The organism is Cryptosporangium sp. NPDC048952 (assembly GCF_043197895.1).
Classification (GTDB): domain Bacteria; phylum Actinomycetota; class Actinomycetes; order Mycobacteriales; family Cryptosporangiaceae; genus Cryptosporangium.
The window spans coordinates 231,911-252,693 of the sequence record NZ_JBICTY010000008.1 but is presented as its reverse complement, the minus strand read 5'-3'; the positions used below and the strand labels follow the sequence as shown (position 1 = coordinate 252,693).

Here is a 20,783-nt window from a genome sequence, read left to right as displayed (position 1 = left end):
ATCGGCAATGGCTTGCCTGGTGGTCAGTTGATGACCTGGAAGTCGATCAGCGGACGCACCTCGACGCCACCGGTGACGATCGGCGTCAGCTTCGCCAGCTCGAGCGCGTGGTCGAGGTCGCGCGCCTCGAGCACGTAGACACCGGCCAGCGCCTCCTTCGTCTCGACGAACGGGCCGTCGGTGGGCAGGCCGCCGCGGATCGCCGTGGCCGTCGACGGGTCTGAAAGCCCAGACCCGCCACGACGCGCCCGCCCTTCTCCGCGATGCGGTCGGGGAGCGTCAGGTGCCCGTTCATCACGTCCGGAGGGAGCTCTTCCGGGGGCACGGCCTCGTAGATGAAGACCGCGTACTGGGGTTGGCTACTCATGCGGACACCGCCTCGGTCGTCGCCAGGTCGCTGAGCCAGTCGAATTCGCTGTCGTCGAAAGCATGCACCGACACACCGACAGAACCACCCCAGGCGTCCCGGCCGAAGACGCGAACGAAGGTACTGCCGGCTTTCAGCCCGAGGAACTGCGCGGACCGGTAGTAGACCTCTCCGCGGTCCCCGACCCGTTCACAGACCTCGGCGAACGAGCCGGGGACGTCGACCTCGGTACAGCGGGCCGGCCGACCGGGGAACCAGCGCAGGTAGGCCTCCAGGCTGCGCAGATAGAACTCGGTGTGGCCGGCGCACTGGGCGTAGACGACGTCGTCGGCGATGTCGGGGCTGGCGTGCGTGAAGTGCAGGTGCGTGTTCTCACCGGCGGCTTCGAGGCGGAAGTCGATCTCGTTGAACCAGCCGTCCGCGTTCTCGGCCCGCGTCCGGAAGTGCCGACCGGGCAGCCAGGCGGCGACTATCCCGCCGCCCGGCGTGAGGCCGCGCTCGGTACCGCCGAGGCGCGGCTCGTAGTCGATCTGCCACTGCCAGGCGGCGGTATGACGAGTGATCGCGTCCCACGTGGTCAGGGCGTCGGCCGGAAGCGTGCCGTCCCAGCGATAGGTCTCGGGCATGGTGCTCTCTCCGTTTCGTTCGAACCGTTCTGTCAGTGACGACCAACGACTCGGACGAAAATCGACAGCATGAGTTATCCACCTCCGCTGTACGACGGAGACACCGGGACACTGACCGCGACCTACCGCCGACCCGACGCCAAGCCGGAGCTGACGTACCCGAACGGCAACACCGTGCACTACCTGGCCACGCACGAGTCGACGGGTGGGCTGTTCGGGCTCTACCGATGGGAGATGGGGCCGGAGCCGAGCGGACCCGAGCCCCACTTCCACCGGTCGATCGCGGAGTCGTTCTACATCCTGACCGGCACCGTGCGGATCTACGACGGCACGCGCTGGATCGAGACGACGCCCGGCGACTGGGTGCACGTGCCTATCGGGGGTGTGCACGCGTTCCGGAACGAATCCGGTGAGCCGGCCTCCATGCTGCTGCATTTCGCGCCCGGAGCGCCTCGTGAGGGCTACTTCGAAGGGCTGCTCGCCCTGGGCTCGATGTCCGAGGAGGAGAAGGCCGAGTTCTATCTCGAGCACGACAACCACTGGCTCTAGATCGACGTCCACAGGTCGCAGTGGTGGTCGGCGGCGGTGCCGCCGAGGGGTTCCACGTGCGGGAACTCCGCCCAGCCGGGGTCGCCGCGGTGGGCGAAGCGGCTCCAGGCGTCGACCATGCGGTTGGAGAGCTTTTGCTGTTGGGCAGTGAGCTTCGGCCCCGGGAAGAGGTATGCCAGTTCGGTGCCGTGTGCGGCGCCCAGCGGGAAGCCGGCGACGGTCGGAATCCGCTGGGCGTTCGGCGCGGTGCGGTCCGCGAACTCGTAGCCGTAGGCGTCGAGAGCCTGGTTCGCGGCGAGGGTGGTGCACGCCCAGCCGGCGTCGGTGAGCACTGTCGCCCAGGCGAGGGCCGGGGTGGGCTTCGGTGGGTAGACGGCTCGAATTTTCGGCGCGGCCGGGCCGAACGAGTCGGTGAGCAACGCGTCGTACTTGGCCTCGTCGAGGGTGAGGCCGCCCGCCAGCGCGGGAGCGACGTAGAAGCGCATCTCGTCGCGATTGAAGCCTTGCAGGATCGGGATCTTCGGGACGCGGCCGGTGCGCAATGCGACCGCCGGGTCCTCCGGGAGCTGGTCGACGCCGTATGCCGGGAACGAGAAGCGGGACATCAGGTCGGTGGTGGCCAGTTCGGAGGTGGGCTTGGCGCGGAGACAGGCGATGTCCGCGCAGCCCAGTTGCTTCGTGGTCTGTGCACCGATGGCTGCGATCCGGTCCTTCGGCCACCACGGCCGGTAGGTCGGCACGCCGGGTGCGATGCCGTTCTTCGGGAACTCGGTCAGGCACGAGCCGGACTCGATGATCGCCTTGTCGAACAGGCCTTTCGACGTCGGCGACGTGAGGTGGGAGCAGACGCTCATCCCGCCCGCGGACTCCCCGAAGAGCGTGACGTCGTGCGGGTCGCCGCCGAACGCGGCCGCGTTGGTGCGCACCCAGCGCAGGGCGGCGGCCTGGTCGGCGAGCCCGAAGTTGTCGCCGAAGAAGCCGAAGATGCCTAGGCGGTAGTTCACGGTGACGACTACCGTGTCGCCGCGGGTGGCCAGGAGGCTTGCGTCGTAATCGTTGCCGGAGCCGTAGGTGAAGCCGCCACCGTGGAGCCAGACCATTACCGGGCGGTTCTTGCTCCGGCCCGCCGGCGCGGTGACGTTGAGGTAGAGGCAGTCCTCGGAGCCCCGTAGGCCCGGAGCGCCGAGGTTCGCCTGGGCGCACGCACGGGCCGGTTTGGTCGCGTCACGCGTGTCGTTCCAGGCCTTCGCAGGCTCGGGCGGCTTCCAGCGCCGCTCGCCGACCGGCGGCGCCGCGTACGGGATGCCCCGGTACGTGAGGTACTCCCCGTGGTCGGTACCGCGAACCGCCCCGTGATCGGTCACGCGGACCGTCTCCCGGTCGGCCGCGCGGGCCGTCGCGCGGGCGAGGCCGCCGTCGGACGGAGCGCTGGTTGCGGGCGGGGGCGCACCGCTGCAAGCGGTGAGGATGACCAGCAGAGCTACAAGTAATTTGCGCATAGAAAGGATCTATCGCGCGGCGATACTCCCGCGAATCGCCCCATGCGCGAGACCCGTTCCACCTTTGGTCGGAACCCACCTAGGCTCCTGGAGATGAAGCTCTGGCACACCGAGCGCGGTTCGGGCACACCGTTCGTCCTACTCCACCCAGGTGGCGTCGACTCGCGGTCCCTCGACCCGCTGGTCGCCGAACTCGAGAGCTCGTACCTCGTGCGGACGCCCGAGCAGCGCGCCCACGGCCACACGCCCGACGTCGACGGGCCGCTGACGTTCGCCGCGATGGCGGCGGACACCGCCGAGTTCATCGAATCCACCGGTGACGCGCCCGTCCACCTGCTCGGCCACAGCGACGGCGCGATCGTGGCCCTCCACGTCGCGCTCACCCGACCCGACCTGGTGCGCTCGCTGGTGTTCGCGGGCGCGGTCTGCCATCACGAGGGGTGGCTGCCGGGTGTGCTCGACGGCGAACCGCCAGAGTTCTTCGGCGACTCCTACGGAGAGGTGTCACCCGACGGGCGGGACCACTGGCCGATCGTGGTCGCGAAGATGGCGGCGATGCACGAGACGGAGCCGGCGCTCTCCCTCGACGACCTACGCGGACTGCACGTGCCGACGCTCGTGGTGATCGGCGACGACGACGAGATCCGCTTCGACCATGCACGCGCCATGTACGAGGCGCTCCCCGACGGTGAGTTCGCCGTCGTGCCGCGGAGCACGCACGGCTTCCCGGTCGAGAAGCCGGCGCTCTTCGCTCAGCTCATCCGCGACTTCCACGCTGCCGACAAGGGCAATGGCTTCGCCCCGCTCCGCCGCGGTGGATCAGAGGATGCCCAGGCCTCGGCGGCCGATCTCGGATAGCTCGTCGGTGGAGAACCGGTTGGGCCAGGAGCGTTCGTAGTGCTCCTCGGGGAAGTCGCTCGGGCTCGAACCCGTCGTGAACGCGTCCCGCACCTGCGCCGCGTACCGCTCGTTGCGCGGGCACCACGGCGCCGCCGGGATGTACATGACGTTGCCCCAGCCCTGCTGGTCCTCCACCGGCGCGACGCTGTGGATCATGTCGCAGTGCCACCAGACCGAGTCACCGGCATGCACATCCGGAATGCCGCTGAGCGCTTCGAGCAGCAGTGGGTGCCACTTCAAGCTCGCCGGGAAGACCTGGTTCACGGTGACGCCGCACATGTCGTCATCAGGAACGTCAGTGAGCAGCGGACGCAGCAACAGATACGCCATCGCCGCCGGAATCGGCACGGTGTGCAGCACACCCTGGTCGTGCGCCATGTCCGAGAGGGCCGTCCAGCCCTGGAACGTGCGGAACACCGAGCACATCGTCGAGCCCGGGTACTGCGGACCGGTGGTGCGGTAGGCGGCGTCCCACGGGTCGTACTGCTCGACCGAGCCGTCGAACAGGTGCCGGAACGCCTGTTGGTAGGCCTGCGTCATCCACAGGTCGAGCGTTCCGGGGTCGAGATGCGTGCCGAGGCCGCCAGAATTGGCGCCGGGCGGGCGTCGGCGGATCCGGTCGGGGTAGAGCGAGTCGCGCTCGGGGTCGAACCACTGCGTGCCCTCGGACTCGTGCTTCCACTGCCCGTTCAAGAATTTCTGGACGCATGACATGCGGACGCTCTGGCGCGCCTGCATCTGGGCCGGTGACCAGTAGATCGGGTAGATCTCGGGTTTCGAGCCGACGCTGCCGAAGAAGTCGTCGCCGGGGCCGCGGTAATTGTCGAAGAACTGATTGCTTTCGACGTAGTCGACGATGCTGTCGTCCCAGGCGAGGGCCTGTTCGCGCGGGAAGTGGCCGCGGACGACGAGGCAGCCTCGTCGGTGGAGCTTTGCCAGCTGGTCCGGGGGGACGGTGCCGGCTTCGATGTCGGCGTAGTCGATGACCGGCCAGATGGTCTCGCCGCGGTCCTTCGCTGCCTTGATGTCGTCGACGTCGGCTTGGATGCGCTTTTCGAGGACGGCGAAGACTTCTTCGACGGAGCGGCCGGAGGCGGCGATCTGTGCGCGGAGCGCGGATTTGATTTCGCGGGTGGCGGCGGGGAGGTCGGTCGGCTGCTGTTCCCAGTGCGGTAGGGGCATCGGGGCTCCTTCTAGGTAAGTCTCCTTACTTGTATTAGACGGGTTGTCGGCGTTCTAGACAAGGGTCCTGTCTAGGATCGGGGGCGTGGAGCCGATGGAGCTCGTGCGTTCGGTGACCGATGAGCACGTGCTGCGTGCGCTCATGCAGCGTCGTCGGTTGACGCGGGCGGAGTTGGCGATCGAGACCGGGATCTCGAAGCCGACCGCCGGGGAGAGTGTTCGGCGGCTGAGTGACGCCGGGTTGATCGTGGACACCGGCGAGCGCACGCCGGGTGGGCGGGGGCGCGGGCGCGTCGGCACGTACTACTCGCTGGCTTCCGGGGTGGGCACCGCGCTCGCGGTGAGCATCGCGCCCGAGGGGGTGGTCGCCGAACGCGTCAACGCCTACGGCGACGTCGTATCCCGCGCCGAGCACCCAGTAACCCGTCCCGCCCGCCCAGACATGGTGGCCACCGCCCTCCGAGCCGCCGCCGAAGCGGCATCCGCGGCCGCGGCCGCGGAGACAGCGCCCGCGACTGCCGCAGGGGCCCATGGGGCGGAGGACCGTGGGGTGCGGTTGGGGGTGGTCAGTGCTGCTGATCCGGTTGATCGGGGGACCGGGCGGATGATCCATCTGCCGGACTCGCCGTTCCTGCTCGGGGAGCTCGATCCGTTGCAAGTGCTGGGGCCGCTCGTGGACGGGCCGATCGTCGTCGACAATGACGTGAACTGGGCCGCGCGGGCCGAGCGCGACGGCACCGCGGACTTCGCGTACCTGTTCCTCGGCGAAGGACTCGGCTGCGCGATCGTCAGCGACGGCGAGGTACGACGCGGCGCGAACGGCCTGGCCGGCGAGGTCGCGCACCTGCTCACGACCGGCCCGGACGGTCGCGCCGCCCGCTTCATCGACGTCTTCGACGCGATGGGTCTACGGCAACCCGACTCCACCGCGATCGACGTCGACCGCCTCCTCGCCGCCGCCCCGGCCACCCACGAAGCCCTGGGCGAAGCGGTGAGCGGCGTACTCGCCGCGCTGCTCGCGCTCGCCGACCCGGAGTACGTGATCGTCGGCGGCCCCTGGGGTAGTCACCCCGCGCTGCGTGACGCGATCACCACAGCCACCGAGCGCCAGCCCCGCCACGCCCCCATCCGCCCCCCGAGCGTCCTCACCGAACCATCCCTCACCGGCGCCCGCCTGGAAGCCCTCCACCGCCTACGCCAAGCGATCGTGACCGGTGCCTAGTGGAAGACCTTCAGGCCTACGACGCCGCAGATCACCAGCAGTAGGCACAGGATGCGCGGCAAGTTGACCGACTCGCCGAGCGCCACCATCCCGACCACGGCGGTCCCGACCGCGCCGATCCCCACCCACACCGCGTACCCGGTGCCCACCGGAATCGACCGGAGCGCATACCCCAGCCCTCCCATGCTCAGCACCACCGCGACCGCAAAAACCACAGTCGGTAGCGGCCGACTGAACCCAGAGCTCTTCTCGAGCGCAATCGCCCAGACGGTCTCCAGCACCCCGGAAACGACCAATACCAGCCACGCCATGACGGACTCACCTCGACGGCGGTCGTCTTTTCAGGCCGGGTACGACACGCATCTCGTCCGGGATCACCACGATTGCGGCGTCACCTAACACCGTAGCAACGTTCACGCGTCATCGGCTGTGACGCCCGTCGCCGCCTCGTACGCCAGGAACGTGTCGACCACCATCCGCTGCTCAGCCGCACTGAGCGGCGCCAACGCCGTCCGCCAGGCCGCCGCTCCCGGCTGGAGCCACGCCTCCACGGCCGGCCGCACGTCCGAAGCGATGTCGACGATGCGCCGGCGACGGTCGTTCTCGTCCTCGCGCCGATCGAGCACCCCTTTCCGGCTCAGCTCGCCGACGATCAGGCTCACCGTCGTCGGCGCGACCCCGAGCCGCTCGGCCAATTGCGACACGGTCTGCGGCCCGTCGAGCAGCAACAACGACAGCAGCGACAGATGCCGGGGCGCCAACTCGGCCGACCGGAGCTGCTCGGGCGGCGCGATCTTCTTGATGCGGCCGATCACTCGCGGCATCACGAGCAGCAGTTCGCGGACGGCGTCATCCGTTGACACAGCCCCGCCTCCTCAATACCTTTGCAGTCAAAGCTAATTTGGAATCAAAGGAGAGCAGTCGTGCCGCACCTCCTCGTCCACGCGCTCGACAGCGACCTGGACGGCCGTGAAGCCGACCTCATCACCGCGATCACCGACGCTATCGTCGCCGTTTACGGCACCTGGGCACGAGACATCGCGGTCGTCCAACTCGTCGGGTTCCCGCCCGGACGCTGGGGCATCGGCGGCAAGCCGGCAGCGAGCCCGGCCCCACGCGTGACGTTCGGCATCCGCGACGGCGTGTTCAGCCGCCCGGACGGCCCCGACATCCTCGCCACACTCGCCGCCGGCATCACCGACGCGATCGCCTCGGTGATCGGTGAGCGCGTCCGCGAGGGCACCGAGATCGAGTTCGTCGGTGCCCCCGACGGCCGCACCGCCGTCGCCGGCGTGCTGGTCAGCCCCTAGTCCAACGCCGCATACGCACTGGTCCAGAAGTCGAGATAGACCTTCGACAGCGGCGGATAGCCCGCGCGCTGGGTGTGTAGCCGGTGTCGACATGCGCCGCGAGCACACCGCGCAGCCGAGCGAAGTCACTCACCCCGGTGGGTCCTCACCGACGAGGCCGTCGACCGCCTCACGGATCAGATCGGCGTGGCCGACGTGGCGCGCGTACTCCTCGAGCAGGTCGGCCAAGACCCGGCGCAGGCTCGGCTGGTGCCCGCTGTCGGACTTCCACTTCGTCAGCTGCCCGAGATCACCCTCCTCGAGCGCCGCCGCGACCGCCGCCCGGGATCGCTCGACCGCGCCCTTCCACAGCGCGATCAGGTCCTCGGGTGAGTCGTCGGCGGCCGAGCGCCACTCCCAGCCGTCGCCGTCGTAGGAGCTCCACACCGCCGGGTAGTCACCACCGCGCAACCGCACGGTGAAGTACTGGTCCTCCACGAGCGCGAGGTGCTTGAGCAGACCGCCGAGCGTCATCGTGGACGCGCCCACGGTCGTGTTCAGGCCTTCCGCGTCGAGGCCCGTGCACTTCCAGAGCAGCGTGGCCCGCTGCCGGTCCAGCGAGCCGAGCCAGGTCTCGGCCTCGGTGCCGGCGATGGGCGGTTCCACCCTCACGGCGCCGTGAGACAGAAGGGGTGACCGACCGGGTCGGCGAACACAGTGAAGCCGTTGGGGTCGCGGTTGAGCAGCGTCGCACCCAGCTCGACGACCTTCGCCTCGCTGTCGGCCACGTTCTCCACCGCGATGTCGAGGTGGGCCTGCTGCGGGTGCCCCGGATCCGGCCACTGCGGCGGAGTGAAGGCGCTGACCGGCTGGAACATGAGGTTGGACTCGATGCCTCGGTACCCGACGCCGGTGATCTGCGCGCCGTACTCGCCGTCGTAGGTGACCTCCATGCCGGTGAGGTCGGCGTAGAAGCGGGCCAGCGCGGACGCGTCCGGCGCGTCGATCGTCACCGCGTAGAGATCCATCGCGGGGCCGACGCCGTCGCGCTGGCAGATGTCGAACGGGTGCCCGGCCGGATCGGCGAGCGTGATCCAGGTCGCGCCGTCGGCGAGGTGGGTGGCGCCGAGCTCGACCGCTCGCTGCGCGGCCTGCTCGTACCCGTCGACCAGCAGGTCGAGGTGGAACTGCTGCGGACGCTCCTGCCCGGGCCACTGCGGCGGCACGTGGTCGGCCGCCCGCTGAAACGCGACCTCCTTGTCTTCAGGAGTACGCATCGCGATCCAGTCGTCGTCGGTGCGGACGATCCGCCAGCCCGCGAGCTCCTCGTAGAACGACGCGATCTTCCCGATGTCAGGCGCGTCGAAGGCGATTACTTCCAGACGTCCCACTCCAGTCATGCCCGCCATCCTGCACCCGACCACTGACAGAACAAGTCAGCTATGTATGAGGCGTCGCCACCAGCAGCAGCGCCACATCGTCGTGTCCCTGGGCCACCGCGGTGTCGATCAGCAGGTCGGCCAGCTCCCCCAGATCGGTGTCCGCGTGCGACGCCAGCAGCTCTCCGAGACGCTCCAGTCCGACGTCGACCGGCATCGTGCGGCTCTCCACCAGGCCGTCGGTGTGCAGCACCAGCCGCGACCCCGGCGGCAGCGTCACCGAGTGGTCACGCCGGGCCAGGTCACGCGCCAGTCCGATCAGCGGGTCCGTTCCGGGCAACAATTCCGCCGAGCCGGCCGAAACGAGCGTCGGCGGCGGATGCCCCGCGTTCGACCACGTCAGCGTGTACCCGCCGGCCGGAGCGGGGTCGAGGTAGGCGAGCAGCACGGTCGCCAGCCCCGACGTGCCCAGCGCCATCCCGGTGCGCTCGAGCCGCCGCAGCACCCACGACGGCGATTCCTGCCGGTCGACGATCAGCGTCCGCAGCGTGCTCCGGTACTGGCTCATCGTCGCGGCGGCCTCGACGCTGTGCCCGACCACGTCGCCGATGACCAGCGCGAGCCGCCCGCCGTCGAACGCGATCGCGTCGTACCAGTCACCGCCGACGTGATTCTCGTGGTGCGCCGGGGCGTATCGCGCGGCCATCCTCAGATCCGCATGTGCGGGCAGGGGCGTGAGAAGCGCCTTCTGCATCGTCGCCGCCGCCGTGCGCCGATCGTCCAACACCCCGGCCCGCGTCACCGCGTGCGCCACGTACCCCGCCAACGCGCCCAACATCGCCTGCTGATCGGCGTCGCGAACGAAAGGCTTTTTCCAGACGAAGGTCAGCGAGCCGATCGGGCCGCGCGGCCCGGGAAGCGGCCAGCTGGCCGCCGCCTGCCAGCCAAGTTCCTCGAACGTCGACAGCGCGTCGGGGGTCCGGGCCGCCACGGAAGAAAGGTCCGGCAGCAGCACGACCTCACCGAGGCTCGCCGCCAGCGCCGAGGGCGTCCGGGCGTCCTCGCTGTAGCGGGTCCAACGCTCGGCCAGGTGCGACGGCAGGAACTGGGTCGACGCCAGCGCCACCTCCCGCCCCGGCGCGAGTTCCGAGATGCCCACGTACGCCGGGTCGAGCATCGTCGTGACCAGCTCGTGCACCGTGGTGACGACGTCGTCGAGCGTCGTCGTGGCGGCCAGCGCGGACGCGGCGCTGAGCAGCAGCCGACTCCGCGCGAACGACTCCGCGACGAGGTGCGACGCGATCCGCAGCCGGAGGCTGTCGGAGCAAGCGGCCGCCAGGCCGTCGAGCAGCGAGAGCTCGCGTTCGGTCCAGTTCCGGGGCGCGGTGTCGATCGCGCACAGCGAGCCGAGCACCAGCCCGTCTGCGTCGGTCAGCGGCATCCCCGCGTACCCGACGACACCCAGGTCGTCGATCGCGAGGTTGCCCGCCACCCGCGGATCGACCCGGGCGTCGACCACCACCAGCGGCGACGCGCTGGCGACCACGTGCTGGCAGAACGAGTGGCTCAGCGGCGTCTCGCGCTCCTGTGCCCACGGGTCACCGAGCCCGCACGCGCCCGGAAAAATCTGCCGATCGCTGGTGACCAGCGAAACCAGCGCCACGGGAACGTCGAGCACGGTGCGCACCATCTCGGCGAACCGGTCGAACATCGCGTCAGCGGCAGCGTCCAGGCCGGTTCGCCCCAGAGCGTCCAGCCGGCGCTCGGACGAAAGTTCGGTCACCTTGCTTTTAATACCGCTGAGCAGCAAATTCATGCGTCCAAAACAGCCCAGAAGTCCCGGTACAGCTCAGTTTGCACAAGCATTCCGGAGCGCTGCGTCAGCAAGATCCCGATCGTGTCCGACGCCGGATCGACCCAGAACGACGTCCCGAGCCCACCGTCCCAGCCGAAACGCCCGGACGGCGTCACCGCAAGGCCGAACCCCCAGCCGTGATCCTCGAAGAATCCCGGGAAGAAGCGCGCGTTCGCCCTGGCCGCCGGGGGCAGCTGGTCCGTCGTCATCGCGGCCACCGACCGCCGGGTCAGCAGCCACTCGTCGTTCGCACGTCCGCCGCTCCGCAGCAGCCGGCCGAACGCCAGCAGGTCGTCCGCGGTGGACACGAGCCCGCCCGCAGCGGACGGATACGCCGGCCGCTCCCGCCACTCGCTGCCCCACGACCCCGGGTCGTAGACGTCCAGTTCCCCGCCGCGCGGGTCGCGCGAGTACGCGGGCGGCACCCGGTCGAGCTTCTCCGCCGGCACTGCGAAACCGGTGTCGACCATCCCCAGCGGGTCGAACACCCGCTCCTGCAAGAACACTTCCAAAGCCTGTCCGGACGCTCTGGAGAGCAAAATGCCCAGCACGTCCGCCCCGACGCTGTACATCCAGCCCTCGCCGGGCTGGTGCACGAGCGGGAGTTCGCCGAGCCGCCGCAGCCACTCGTCGGGGCTGTCGGAGTGCTCGGGGATCGGCGGACCGTTCAGCACGCGCAGTTCGTTGGCCGCCCGGCGCAGCGGCGCGTCCCCGGCACCGAAGAACAGGCCGAAGCCCCACGTGTTCGTGAGGAGATGCCGCAGCGTGACCGGAGACTTCGCCGGCACCGTGTCGTCGATCTCAGCGGTCCAGGAACGCAGGACCTCCCGCGTGGCGAGCTCGGGCAACCAGAGGTCCACCGGGTCGTCGAGGCCGAGCCGGTCCTCCTCGGCCAGCATCAACGCGGCGGCCGCGACGATCGGTACGGTCATCGCACCGATCCGGAAGATCGTGTCGCGGCGCAACGGGCTCGTACCTTCGACGTCCGCCGAGCCCTCGATCCGGACGGTCACCTCGTCCCCACGGCTCACCAGCGCCAGCGCCCCGGGCGCGTTCCCGCCCGCGACATACGCGGCGAGCACGTCCGACACCTGAATCGTCGTCACTTCCGCCATACGAGACAGCTTCTCAGGTCACAACAGCAGACGGAGCACCCCTTCCCCGCGGGATACACAGGCGAGCATCGACGATTCGCGCTGGGAGTCCGAGAGCACCAGATCCCGGTGGACGGGCGTCCCGGCGACGACGCCCACCCGGCACGAGCGGCACAGACCGCCCTCACAGGAGCTGTCGACGGTGATTCCGGCCTCGCGCAGGACCTGCAGCAACGTCTGATCGGCCGGGACGTGCAACGTCTTGCGGCTGGCGACGAGTTCCACGTCGAACGGGTCACCGCGCTCCGGAGCGGCGCCGACGAACCGCTCCCGGTGAACCGTGCCGTCCGGCCAGTGCGCTGCCGCCGCCTCCACCGCGTCGCCGAGCGACGCCGGCCCGCAGCAGTACACGTGGTCACCCGGCGTGTGCTCGGCGAGCAGGCGCGACACGTCGAGCCGCCGTCCCGCGTCGGACGGGTAGAGGGTCACCGCATCCGCGAGCTCCCTGACCTCGGTCAGGAACGCCGCGCGGCTCGACGTCGACACGCAGTAGTGCACTTCGGTGCGCGTCCCGGACGGTCGGTCGCGGAGCATGCCGAGGATCGGCGTGATCCCGATCCCGCCCGCGATCAGGATGTGCCTGGACGCGTCGGGAGCGAGCGTGAAGTCGTCCTGCGGGTGGGTCAGGTAGAACTCGTCTCCGACGTGGGCCGCGGCGTGCAGGTACTCCGAACCACCCCGGCTGTCGGGCTCCCGCTGCACCGCCACCCGGTAGGTACCGCGGTCCGACGGGTCGCCGCAGAGCGAGTAGCTGCGCCGGACGCCGTCCGGCAACCGCAGGATCACATGGGCACCCCCGTGCCACGGCGGCAGGTCGGGCCTCGTCACCGGCACGAACGTCAGCGACCGGATTCCCTCCGCTTCGTCGCGGACCTCGACCAGACGCACCTTGATCAACAGTTTCGGCGCCATGGTCAGACCGGTTCGACGACGTCGCCGGGGCGGATGACACCGCCGGTGACGATCCGGCAGTTCAGGCCGGACCGGTTGACCAGGGGCGTGAACACCGGTTTGTCCAGGAGATCCTCCAGGTACGTGCACGGGACGTTGAGCCGACCGGCGTACAGCACCACGTCACCGACCCGGAACTGCCGACCGATCAGGTGGTTGAGCGGGACGTCCCGGGTCAACAGGTTCCGGCGGGTCTCCTCCGGGCGCAGCGTCAGCTGGTGGTCCCGCTCCAGCGCGTCGAGCGTCTCCTGCTCGATGAGGGTGACCTGCCGGTCTTCGTGCGGGAGGTAGGAGTAGTGACCGCGTCCGGTCGCGTACCGGTCGCCTTCGATGCCGACGCCGGCGAGCAGCCGCGCCTCGGAGCGCTCGGTCATCTCCACCGAGGCCATCTCGGCGGTGTAGATCGCCAGCAGCGTGCCGCGCCAGCTCACGAGCCCAGCTCCAACAGGACGCCGGCCACCCGCTCGGGGAACTGGAGCGGGAGCGCGTGCCCGGCGTCGGACCACGTCAACACGGTGGCACCGTCCGCGGCTGCCTTGGCCGCGGTGGCGTCGAACAGCGGTGACGCCGCGCCCTGCACGTAGATGGTCGGAACCCGGTGCCGCGAGGCCCCGAGCTTCTCGCGGTGGGTCAGCACGGGCATGGGAGTGGCGCGGTCGGTCAGCGCCGCGACCTCTCCGGGATCGGTGATGCCCAGTACGCCGACGTCGATCATCGACCAGCCCCACGGATGTTCCGGCGGCGGATCGCCGAACATCCCCTCGAGCACCGGGAGGACGTCGAATGCCGACTGGCCCGACTCCGGGCGGAACGCGTCCAGATAGACCAGGTGGGCGAGCCGCTCCGGTACCTCTGCGGCGACTCCGGTGACGACCATGCCGCCGTAGCTGTGGCCGACCAGGACGACGTCGGTCAGGTCCTCCCACTGCAGGAGCCTGGTGATGTCGGCGACGTGGGTGGAGAGCCCGATCTCGGGCCCGGCCAGATGGCCACGGTCGGCCAGGCCGGTGAGACTGGGCGCGAGTACCCGGTGGCCCGCGGCTTCGAGCCGGGGCCGGACGTGTTCCCAGCTCCAGCCGCCCGACCAGGAGCCATGGACGAGGACGTAGGTGGTCATCTCGGATCTCCTCGACGGTCGGTGGAAGGCCCCTGTCGTAACCTTGCGGCGTGACCGAGGACCGGCGGCAGATCGCGATGCCCACGCGCCGCCTCCTCGTCGATCAGGTCATCGCGAGCCTGCGCGAGCTCGTGGAGCACGAAGGGCTCACGGTCGGCGACCGCATGCCGAGTGAGCCGCAGCTCGCCGAACGGCTCGGGGTGGGGCGCTCCACTCTGCGGGAAGCGATCCGCGCGCTCTCGCACACCGGCCTGCTGGAGACCCGGCAGGGCCGCGGCACGTTCGTGGCGCAGGACCCGGGGCTTCCGGCACGGCTCGCCGCGGCCCGGGTGCCGGAGGTGTTCGAGGTGCGGCGGGCACTCGAGGTTCTCATCGCGCAGCTGGCCGCCGCCCGGCGGACCAGCCGGCACGTCGAACGTCTGCGGAACGCACTGGCGGACTGCCGTCGGTACGCCGAGGCCGGCGACCTCCCGGCCTTCATCGCGGCCGACTCGGTCTTCCACCAGGTCACCGCGGAGGCCACCGGCAATTCGGTGCTGGTCGAGATGTACGGGGCGCTCCGCCCCCCGCTGGAAGGAGCGCTCGGCGTGGTGGCCGACATCGTCGTGCCCCAGCAGGCGAACGACCGGCACGAGGTGCTGCTCGACGCGATCGAGGCCGGCAACGCCGACGCGGCGGTCGCGGCAACGACCGCCCATCTCGACGAGACCGTCGCGCTCTTCGAGCGGGAGCGCTGACCTCACGCGCCCGGAACGGCCGCGAGACCGTCGATCTCGATCAACCACTCCGGCAGGCCCAGCGCCGCGACGCCGAGCCAGGTGCTGGGCACCAGTGGCCAGTCGTCGCCGAAGACCCGCCGACCGGCTCCGAACACCGGCTCGATCAGCGCCGGCGAGGAGCCCACGACGTGGATCGTGTACTTCACGAGGTCGGCCGGCGTGGCACCGGCGGCCTCCAACGCGAGGCGGAAGTTGCGGAAGGCCTGCTCTGCCTGGAGCCCGTGGTCGCCCGCGCCGACGAGCGCGCCGGCCTCGTCGAGAGCGACCTGACCGGCGATCGCCACCAGCCGGGCTCCCGGTGACGACACCGCGACGTGGGAGTAGAGGTCCATCACGGGAGCGGCCAACGTGGGCGGGTTGATTCGCTGCACAGCCATCGCGCACTCCGAGGTCGGGGACATCAGGTCATCAGACAAGTTGGAGCGGTGTCAAGACTCCATTGACACGACCCACCCCGGCGCGGAAACTCTCCAGTCATCTGATGACCTGCTGACCCCGGGGATCGCGTATGGCCACGCACGAACTCACCGGCCCACCGCACCGACTCTGGTCCACCACCCATGAACCTGCCGTCACCGTCTCCGACGGGGATTCGGTGCGGTTCTTCGTCCAGGAAGCCCTCGGCGGGCAGTTCGACGAGTTGAGCACCGGTGATTCGGTGCCCGACCTCGACTGGGACGCCGTCTACCCGATGGCGGGGCCGATTCTCATCGCCGATGCCGAACCAGGTGACGTCCTCGAGGTCGAAGTCGTCGACGTCACGCCGGTCGACTGGGGCTGGACGGCGATCGTGCCCGGCCTCGGCCTGCTCGCCGACGACTTCCCGGATTCCGCGTTCCACCGGTGGGACCTGTCGTCCGGCAGCCACGCCGACTTCAAGGGGGCCGCCCGGATTCCGATCCGGCCGTTCCTCGGCGTGATGGGTGTCTGTCCGGACGTCGTGGAGCCCCAGCCGGTCCTGCCGCCCGGCCATTTCGGCGGCAACCTCGACTGCCGTGACCTGGTCGCCGGAACGAAGCTCTACCTACCGGTCCAGACGCCGGGCGCGCGGCTCGCTCTCGCCGATTCGCATGCCGCTCAGGGGGACGGCGAGGTCTGTGTCAGCGCGATCGAGGCGTCGGCCTCCGGCGAGATCCGCGTCCGCCTGCACAAGGGCCGGTCGATCCCCGGTCCGCAGCTGCAGACCCCCGGGCCGCTACGGGCCGGGCTCGAAGACGCCGGCTGGTACGCGACGACCGGCGTCGGGCCCGACCTGATGACGGCCGCCAGGGACGCGGTGCGGGCGATGATCGACCACCTCGGTCGCGAGTACGGGCTCGGCCCGGTGGACGCGTACCTGCTCTGCAGCGTGCTCGTGGACCTGAAGATCAGCGAGGTCGTCGACGCGCCCAACTGGGTCGTGGGGGCCTATCTCCCGTTGGCCGCCATGGTCGGCTAGTACCCCCGAGGGGTATATTCGCTCCATGAGCGACTGGCGGCCCGCCTTACAGGCCACGCTGCACTGCCTCACCGGCTGCGCGATCGGCGAGGTGCTCGGCATGGTCATCGGAACAGCACTGGGCTGGCACAACGCGGCCACTGTCGTGCTGTCGATCGCGCTCGCGTTCGTCTTCGGCTACGCGCTGACGATTCGCGGCGTCCTCGCGGCCGGGGTGACATTACGGCAGGCACTGAGCGTCGCGCTCGCCGCGGACACCGTCTCCATCGCGGTGATGGAGATCGTCGACAACGGCGTGGTGCTCGCGGTACCCGGCGCGATGGACGCCGGGCTGGCCAGCGTGCTGTTCTGGGGCTCGCTGGCCTTCTCGCTGCTGATCGCGTTCCTGGTCACGACTCCGGTCAACCGCTGGATGATCAGCCGGGGCCGTGGCCATGCAGTGGTGCATTCCTATCACTCGATGTAGCGACGAAGCGCTCCTGCCGCGTCGAGCTGGGCCTGCACGGACGCCTGCACGTCGGCGCCGAGGCCGAAGAACGCGTGCGGCACCCCCGTGTACCGGCTCAGCGTCGTCGGGACGCCCGCCTCGGCCAGCCGCGCGGCGAACAGCTCACCCTGGTCCCGCAGCGGGTCGCGTTCGGCGGTGACGACGTGCGTCGGCGGCATCGCGGCGAGCTGCTCCGCCGGGGCCTCCAGCAGCGCGAACCGGGGGTCGAGCGCGTCGGCGGGGTCGGCGAAGAAGTGCGTCAGGAACCAGTCGAGTGTGGGCCGGTCCAGCAGCGCCGCGTCGGCAGCGTCCTCCATGGAGGGCGTGTCCTGTCTGGCAGTGGTCAGCGGCGTGAGCAGCAGCTGGGCCGCCGGCCCGAGGTCACCCGCCGAGGCCACCAGGTTCGCACCCATCGACTCGCCGGCCGCGATCACCCGGGCGGGGTCGCCACCGAGCTCGGCGCCGTTGGCCAGCACCCACTCCAGCACCGCACGGACGTCGTCGTGTGCGGCGGGGAACGGGTGCTCCGGCGCGAGCCGGTAGTCGACGCTCACCACCAGGCAGTCCAGCTGGTCGCACAGCGCCTGGGCGGTGGTGTTCACCGCGGCCCCGACCACACCGCCGCCGCCGTGCGCGAACACGACGATCGGCAGCACGGTCTCCACGCCGATCGGGCGGAACACCATCGTCGGCACACCGGCGATCGTCCGCCGCTCGGCCGGGTCGGACGCCGGCACCGAGATGACGTTGCGGAACGTCGGCTGCTCGCGCGCCTCCTCCGGGGTGAGCGTGTCGAGCGGACGCGGCTGGAGCTGCGCGTACGCGTCGACCACCCGCTGGGCGTCGGAGTCGAGCAGGCCTGACGCATCGGTGGCCAGCCGCTCGACCCGGCCGGACGACCGGTCGAGCAGCCCGTCGATCACCGACGTGACCTTCGCGACGATCTTCGACGCCGCGGGCGACTCCGGCGCGTCCGGGTGCGCGTGACCGGGCGCCCGACGCCGGGCCTCCAGATACTGGTCGCCGAGCGCTCGCAGGTCGACGCCGGACGAGCGCAGCGCCGGGAGCAGCTGACCCTCGATCTCGGCGACGTGCAGCCGCGTGCCCTCGATCATGCGCAGCAAGGCCTGCTCGAACTCCGCCTCGCCCGGTTCGGCGGCCTCGAGCACGGCCAGCCGCTCCTTGGCCGCGTGCTGGGCGCTCAGCGCGTCGTCGACAGCGGCACTTTGTTTGAACGTAGGAAAGACGACCTGCTCCAGCCCGACCGACAGCGACGTGTAGCGGTGCACGAGCTGGTCGGCGAGCGTCCGACGGTCACCGGCGACGTTCTCCAGGTGCTCGAGCAGGCGCAGGACGACGGCGAAATCGTCAGCGACCGCCCGGTCGACGTCACCGGGGAGCGTGGGGTAAGGCAGAGCCATCGCGTCCTCTCCTGATGCAGGGGTTGAGGCATCGCTACCCGTTCCGTGTCCCAAACATGTGTCGCCCATCTACGGGGTAAGCGCTCGGTATGGGTTCCGTGGTCGTAGCGACGTTCAACATCCAACACGGGCGAACCGAGGCGGGCACCGTCGAGCCCGGCCTGCTCGGCAAGGCGTGTGCCGAACTCGACGCCTCGGTGATCGCGCTCCAGGAGGTCGACCGGTGCACGACCCGCTCCGGCGGCACCGACCTCACCGCGCTCGCTGCGGAGGAGACCGGCATGCAGTCGTGCTTCGGCGCCGCGATGGAGATGGAGGGCGGCGAGTACGGCAACGCGCTGCTCGTCGACGGTGACCTGGGCGATCGCGAAGTCGTGCTGCTGCCGCAGACGTCCCGGTACGAGGGCGCCGAGCAGCGCGTCGCGATCCTGGCGCACGTGCACGCTGCCGGCGAGACGCTGTCGGTCGGCGTCACCCACCTGGACTTCCGGCCCGCGCTCGCCGAGATCCAGCTGGCGGCCGTGATCGACGTCCTGCGCCGTCGGCCGGGCCCGCACCTGTTGATGGGCGACCTGAACCTGCCCCCCTCGGTCGTGGTGCCCGCCGTCGAAGAGGCGGGCTGGAGCGCGACCGCCGGGCTCAACACGTTCCCGCTGCGCCACCCCGACCGGACGATCGACTACGTGATCACGCAGGGGCTCACCGTCGAGTCACTGCACACGCGGATCCTGGGTGTGGGAGATCACCGAGCGCTGGTCGCCACCGTGACTCCGAGCGGAGCCGCACCGGAGTGACGCCGCCGCGGGGGGAAGCAGGTTCGACGCGGCGGTAGGCGCAGGGCGGTCTGCACCTCCTCGAGCGTCGGGCGCTCGTCGGGCTGCCGTGCCATCATCCGCAGCAGGATCGACCCCAGCCGGCCCGCCCTCCGCGGGCGGCGGGGCGTCTCGAACTGCGGCGCCATCAGCGTGGCCCAGGCGTCGTCGCCGCTGAACGCGTGCTCGCCCTCGACCGCGTAGTAGAGCGTCGCGCCGAGCCCGAAGACGTCGACGGGAGGCTCGGGCGGGTCGCCGCGCACCTGCTCGGGCGCCGCGTAGCCAGCACTTCCCTTGGCCGCGCGGGAGATGATCGGCGGCCCGTCGACCAGGGCAGACGTCTCGTCGATCGTTCCGCAACTGCGTGGCTGGGCGATTCCGAAGTCGACGAGCCACGGGTGTTCGTCCTGGGCCAGCATGACGTTCGACGGCTTCACGTCCCGGTGGACGATGCCCTGCCCGTGCGCGGCGTCCAGCGCCGACGCCAGGTTGACGCCGACCGCCGCGATGACGTCGGGGTCGATCGGGCCGTCGGCCTGCACACGCTGCTGGAGCGTCAGCCCCTCGACCGCGAGCATCACGATCCACGGCCGGCTGCGGTACTCCACGACGTCGTAGACCGGAACGATGTGCGTGTGGTTCAGCGCCGCCGCGGCGCGCGCTTCCCGGAAGGCAGCAGCGGTGAGCTTCGTGGCGCCGGTCGCGGCGAGGCGGATCTCCTTGATCGCCACGGACCGACCCAGCACCTGATCGTGACCGAGCCAGACGGCCCCCATGCCGCCGGCGCCCAGCTCTTTCTGCAATTCGTACCGTCCTGCGATGAGCCGCATCGGCTTCCCCCACCGGATACCAGGGCCCGCACTTGTCGCTAATCAACGGTAAATGGCGACTGCCAATGCACCAGGACACGAATGTGGAGTTCACGCTGCTACTAGCTTCTTTTAAAGAACGGCATTCAGCTCGTTGACTTCCGTCACTCGAGTCCCTCTCAGACCAGCGGGAGGCGGTGGCGGAGTAAGCCTTCGCCGTCGACCCGGCCCGAGAGGGTGCGGGCGAATTCGATCGCATCGAGCTCGGTCACCGGCCCCGACGCGCGCTCGAACTTGCCACCGGCCGGACCGGTCAGCCACAGCGTGAACGGCTCCGCGTGGGTCGTCGCCCACTCCGCGACCAGGTCGGCCACGATCCGCCCGTCGTGCTCCGGGCTCAGGTGTGGCTCCGTGTTCACTGCCCGGGCGACGTCCATGCGGTGCATCCAGACGCTGCGCGTGAACCCGATCCCGTACAGGTAACCGACCGGCTTCCAACCGAAGCGCATGCCGTCGACGACCCCCAGCGGCAGCAGCGGCAATCCCAATACTGCGCTCGGAATCCGCTGGCGGGCGTGGAGCGCCTGGTACGACGCGGTCGCCCACGCGTCCGGCAACCCGGCCGGCGTGAGCTCGGCCCCCTCCGCCAACTGGGTCGCGTTCGCGCGGTCACGCCAGCGCTTCGCGCCGCTCCGGCGTCCGGCCCGCACCTGCCGCACCATTTCTTTGGGCGACGCCTGAGCGCGCGCCGATCCGAGCACGTGCACCACCACGTCCCGGACGCTCCACCCCGCGCAGTCGGTGGCGCGTTCCCAGTCGTCCGGCTCCAGGGCGTCGATCTGGGCATGGAAACGGTCGTGTTCGACGACCGTCAGGTCCATCGCTTCGATGTGGTCGATCCGCGCCAGGGCGCTGATCGGAGTCTCGATGTCCGGCGCGCTCATGAC

The 20,783-nt window shown here is 70.1% G+C and carries 25 protein-coding genes and 1 riboswitch; of the genes, 8 read left to right on the top strand and 17 right to left on the bottom strand.

From position 1 onward, the window contains the following. Positions 1–23 precede the first annotated feature (23 nt). A complete protein-coding gene (locus ACGFY5_RS38050) occupies positions 24–134 on the bottom strand; it encodes a hypothetical protein (RefSeq protein ID WP_392728472.1) in 111 nt (36 codons plus the stop codon). Between the two features lie 229 nt (positions 135–363). Continuing rightward, a complete protein-coding gene (locus ACGFY5_RS38045) occupies positions 364–993 on the bottom strand; it encodes an SRPBCC domain-containing protein (RefSeq protein WP_392728470.1) in 630 nt (209 codons plus the stop codon). Between the two features lie 69 nt (positions 994–1,062). On the opposite strand from ACGFY5_RS38045, the gene ACGFY5_RS38040 reads away from it, so the two are divergent. After that, a complete protein-coding gene (locus ACGFY5_RS38040; protein WP_392728467.1) occupies positions 1,063–1,542 on the top strand; it encodes a cupin domain-containing protein in 480 nt (159 codons plus the stop codon). Here the strand turns inward: ACGFY5_RS38040 and ACGFY5_RS38035 are convergent. Continuing rightward, positions 1,539–3,041, bottom strand: a complete 1,503-nt coding sequence (locus tag ACGFY5_RS38035) for a carboxylesterase/lipase family protein (RefSeq protein WP_392728465.1) — start codon at positions 3,039–3,041, stop codon at positions 1,539–1,541. The two genes, ACGFY5_RS38040 and ACGFY5_RS38035, sit on opposite strands and share 4 nt — an antisense overlap. Before the next feature lie 93 nt (positions 3,042–3,134). On the opposite strand from ACGFY5_RS38035, the gene ACGFY5_RS38030 reads away from it, so the two are divergent. Continuing rightward, positions 3,135–3,899, top strand: coding sequence for an alpha/beta fold hydrolase (locus ACGFY5_RS38030; RefSeq protein WP_392728463.1), 765 nt, complete (start codon positions 3,135–3,137; stop codon positions 3,897–3,899). On the opposite strand, the gene ACGFY5_RS38025 is transcribed toward ACGFY5_RS38030, so the two are convergent. Beyond that, entirely contained in the window at positions 3,861–5,123 is a 1,263-nt protein-coding gene (locus tag ACGFY5_RS38025) for a DUF1479 domain-containing protein (RefSeq protein WP_392728461.1), read from the bottom strand. The two genes, ACGFY5_RS38030 and ACGFY5_RS38025, sit on opposite strands and share 39 nt — an antisense overlap. A gap of 94 nt (positions 5,124–5,217) precedes the next feature. On the opposite strand from ACGFY5_RS38025, the gene ACGFY5_RS38020 reads away from it, so the two are divergent. After that, on the top strand, positions 5,218–6,345 hold the full coding sequence (locus tag ACGFY5_RS38020) for an ROK family transcriptional regulator (protein ID WP_392729076.1): 1,128 nt from the start codon (positions 5,218–5,220) through the stop codon (positions 6,343–6,345). Here ACGFY5_RS38020 and ACGFY5_RS38015 read toward each other — a convergent pair. Together ACGFY5_RS38015 and ACGFY5_RS38010 are read right to left on the bottom strand one after the other, a co-directional pair. Continuing rightward, positions 6,342–6,656, bottom strand: a complete 315-nt coding sequence (locus ACGFY5_RS38015) for a DMT family transporter (protein WP_392728459.1) — start codon at positions 6,654–6,656, stop codon at positions 6,342–6,344. The two genes, ACGFY5_RS38020 and ACGFY5_RS38015, sit on opposite strands and share 4 nt — an antisense overlap. A 15-nt stretch (positions 6,657–6,671) precedes the next feature. Next, positions 6,672–6,741: riboswitch (guanidine-III (ykkC-III) riboswitch) on the bottom strand. 17 nt (positions 6,742–6,758) lie between these two features. Then, positions 6,759–7,208 (bottom strand): MarR family transcriptional regulator, encoded by a 450-nt coding sequence (locus ACGFY5_RS38010; protein ID WP_392728456.1) that lies wholly within the window; start codon positions 7,206–7,208, stop codon positions 6,759–6,761. Between the two features lie 60 nt (positions 7,209–7,268). Between ACGFY5_RS38010 and ACGFY5_RS38005 the strand changes: the two genes are divergently transcribed. Further along, positions 7,269–7,655 carry a 4-oxalocrotonate tautomerase family protein gene (locus ACGFY5_RS38005; protein WP_392728453.1) on the top strand — a complete coding sequence of 129 codons (387 nt, stop codon included), beginning with the start codon at positions 7,269–7,271 and terminating at the stop codon, positions 7,653–7,655. 129 nt (positions 7,656–7,784) lie between these two features. Here the strand turns inward: ACGFY5_RS38005 and ACGFY5_RS38000 are convergent, their stop codons facing one another. From ACGFY5_RS38000 to ACGFY5_RS37970, 7 genes are read right to left on the bottom strand one after another with little or no spacing between them, the layout of a single operon-like run. Continuing rightward, complete coding sequence (locus tag ACGFY5_RS38000) at positions 7,785–8,300, bottom strand: DinB family protein (protein ID WP_392728451.1); 516 nt, start codon at positions 8,298–8,300, stop codon at positions 7,785–7,787. 2 nt (positions 8,301–8,302) lie between these two features. Then, a complete protein-coding gene (locus ACGFY5_RS37995; protein ID WP_392728449.1) occupies positions 8,303–9,034 on the bottom strand; it encodes a VOC family protein in 732 nt (243 codons plus the stop codon). 40 nt (positions 9,035–9,074) lie between these two features. Then, a complete protein-coding gene (locus ACGFY5_RS37990; RefSeq protein ID WP_392728447.1) occupies positions 9,075–10,796 on the bottom strand; it encodes a SpoIIE family protein phosphatase in 1,722 nt (573 codons plus the stop codon). Positions 10,797–10,825: 29 nt separating this feature from the next. Continuing rightward, on the bottom strand, positions 10,826–11,983 hold the full coding sequence (locus tag ACGFY5_RS37985) for a serine hydrolase domain-containing protein (RefSeq protein WP_392728444.1): 1,158 nt from the start codon (positions 11,981–11,983) through the stop codon (positions 10,826–10,828). Positions 11,984–12,001: 18 nt separating this feature from the next. Next, complete coding sequence (locus ACGFY5_RS37980) at positions 12,002–12,934, bottom strand: PDR/VanB family oxidoreductase (protein WP_392728441.1); 933 nt, start codon at positions 12,932–12,934, stop codon at positions 12,002–12,004. A 2-nt stretch (positions 12,935–12,936) separates the two neighbouring features. Next, positions 12,937–13,404, bottom strand: a complete 468-nt coding sequence (locus tag ACGFY5_RS37975) for an MOSC domain-containing protein (protein WP_392728438.1) — start codon at positions 13,402–13,404, stop codon at positions 12,937–12,939. After that, positions 13,401–14,090 (bottom strand): alpha/beta fold hydrolase, encoded by a 690-nt coding sequence (locus ACGFY5_RS37970; RefSeq protein WP_392728435.1) that lies wholly within the window; start codon positions 14,088–14,090, stop codon positions 13,401–13,403. The genes ACGFY5_RS37975 and ACGFY5_RS37970 overlap by 4 nt, the downstream gene beginning before the upstream one ends. A 50-nt stretch (positions 14,091–14,140) precedes the next feature. On the opposite strand from ACGFY5_RS37970, the gene ACGFY5_RS37965 reads away from it, so the two are divergent. Then, positions 14,141–14,827, top strand: coding sequence for a FadR/GntR family transcriptional regulator (locus tag ACGFY5_RS37965; protein ID WP_392728432.1), 687 nt, complete (start codon positions 14,141–14,143; stop codon positions 14,825–14,827). A 2-nt stretch (positions 14,828–14,829) separates the two neighbouring features. Here the strand turns inward: ACGFY5_RS37965 and ACGFY5_RS37960 are convergent, their stop codons facing one another. Beyond that, positions 14,830–15,246 carry a RidA family protein gene (locus ACGFY5_RS37960; protein WP_392728429.1) on the bottom strand — a complete coding sequence of 139 codons (417 nt, stop codon included), beginning with the start codon at positions 15,244–15,246 and terminating at the stop codon, positions 14,830–14,832. Between the two features lie 131 nt (positions 15,247–15,377). Here ACGFY5_RS37960 and ACGFY5_RS37955 point away from each other — a divergent pair, with 131 nt between their 5' ends. Then, a complete protein-coding gene (locus tag ACGFY5_RS37955; protein WP_392728426.1) occupies positions 15,378–16,307 on the top strand; it encodes an acetamidase/formamidase family protein in 930 nt (309 codons plus the stop codon). A gap of 25 nt (positions 16,308–16,332) precedes the next feature. Beyond that, entirely contained in the window at positions 16,333–16,773 is a 441-nt protein-coding gene (locus tag ACGFY5_RS37950) for a DUF4396 domain-containing protein (RefSeq protein WP_392728423.1), read from the top strand. Here ACGFY5_RS37950 and ACGFY5_RS37945 read toward each other — a convergent pair. After that, the gene (locus tag ACGFY5_RS37945; protein ID WP_392728420.1) at positions 16,761–18,215 is read right to left on the bottom strand and encodes an alpha/beta hydrolase; all 1,455 of its coding nucleotides are present in this window, start codon (positions 18,213–18,215) and stop codon (positions 16,761–16,763) included. The two genes, ACGFY5_RS37950 and ACGFY5_RS37945, sit on opposite strands and share 13 nt — an antisense overlap. 89 nt (positions 18,216–18,304) lie before the next feature. Between ACGFY5_RS37945 and ACGFY5_RS37940 the strand changes: the two genes are divergently transcribed. Then, positions 18,305–19,009, top strand: a complete 705-nt coding sequence (locus ACGFY5_RS37940) for an endonuclease/exonuclease/phosphatase family protein (RefSeq protein ID WP_392728417.1) — start codon at positions 18,305–18,307, stop codon at positions 19,007–19,009. Here the strand turns inward: ACGFY5_RS37940 and ACGFY5_RS37935 are convergent. Further along, positions 18,958–19,857, bottom strand: coding sequence for a serine/threonine-protein kinase (locus ACGFY5_RS37935; RefSeq protein ID WP_392728414.1), 900 nt, complete (start codon positions 19,855–19,857; stop codon positions 18,958–18,960). The two genes, ACGFY5_RS37940 and ACGFY5_RS37935, sit on opposite strands and share 52 nt — an antisense overlap. A 158-nt stretch (positions 19,858–20,015) precedes the next feature. Further along, the gene (locus ACGFY5_RS37930) at positions 20,016–20,780 is read right to left on the bottom strand and encodes a maleylpyruvate isomerase family mycothiol-dependent enzyme (RefSeq protein ID WP_392728411.1); all 765 of its coding nucleotides are present in this window, start codon (positions 20,778–20,780) and stop codon (positions 20,016–20,018) included. Between the last annotated feature and the right edge of the window lie 3 nt (positions 20,781–20,783).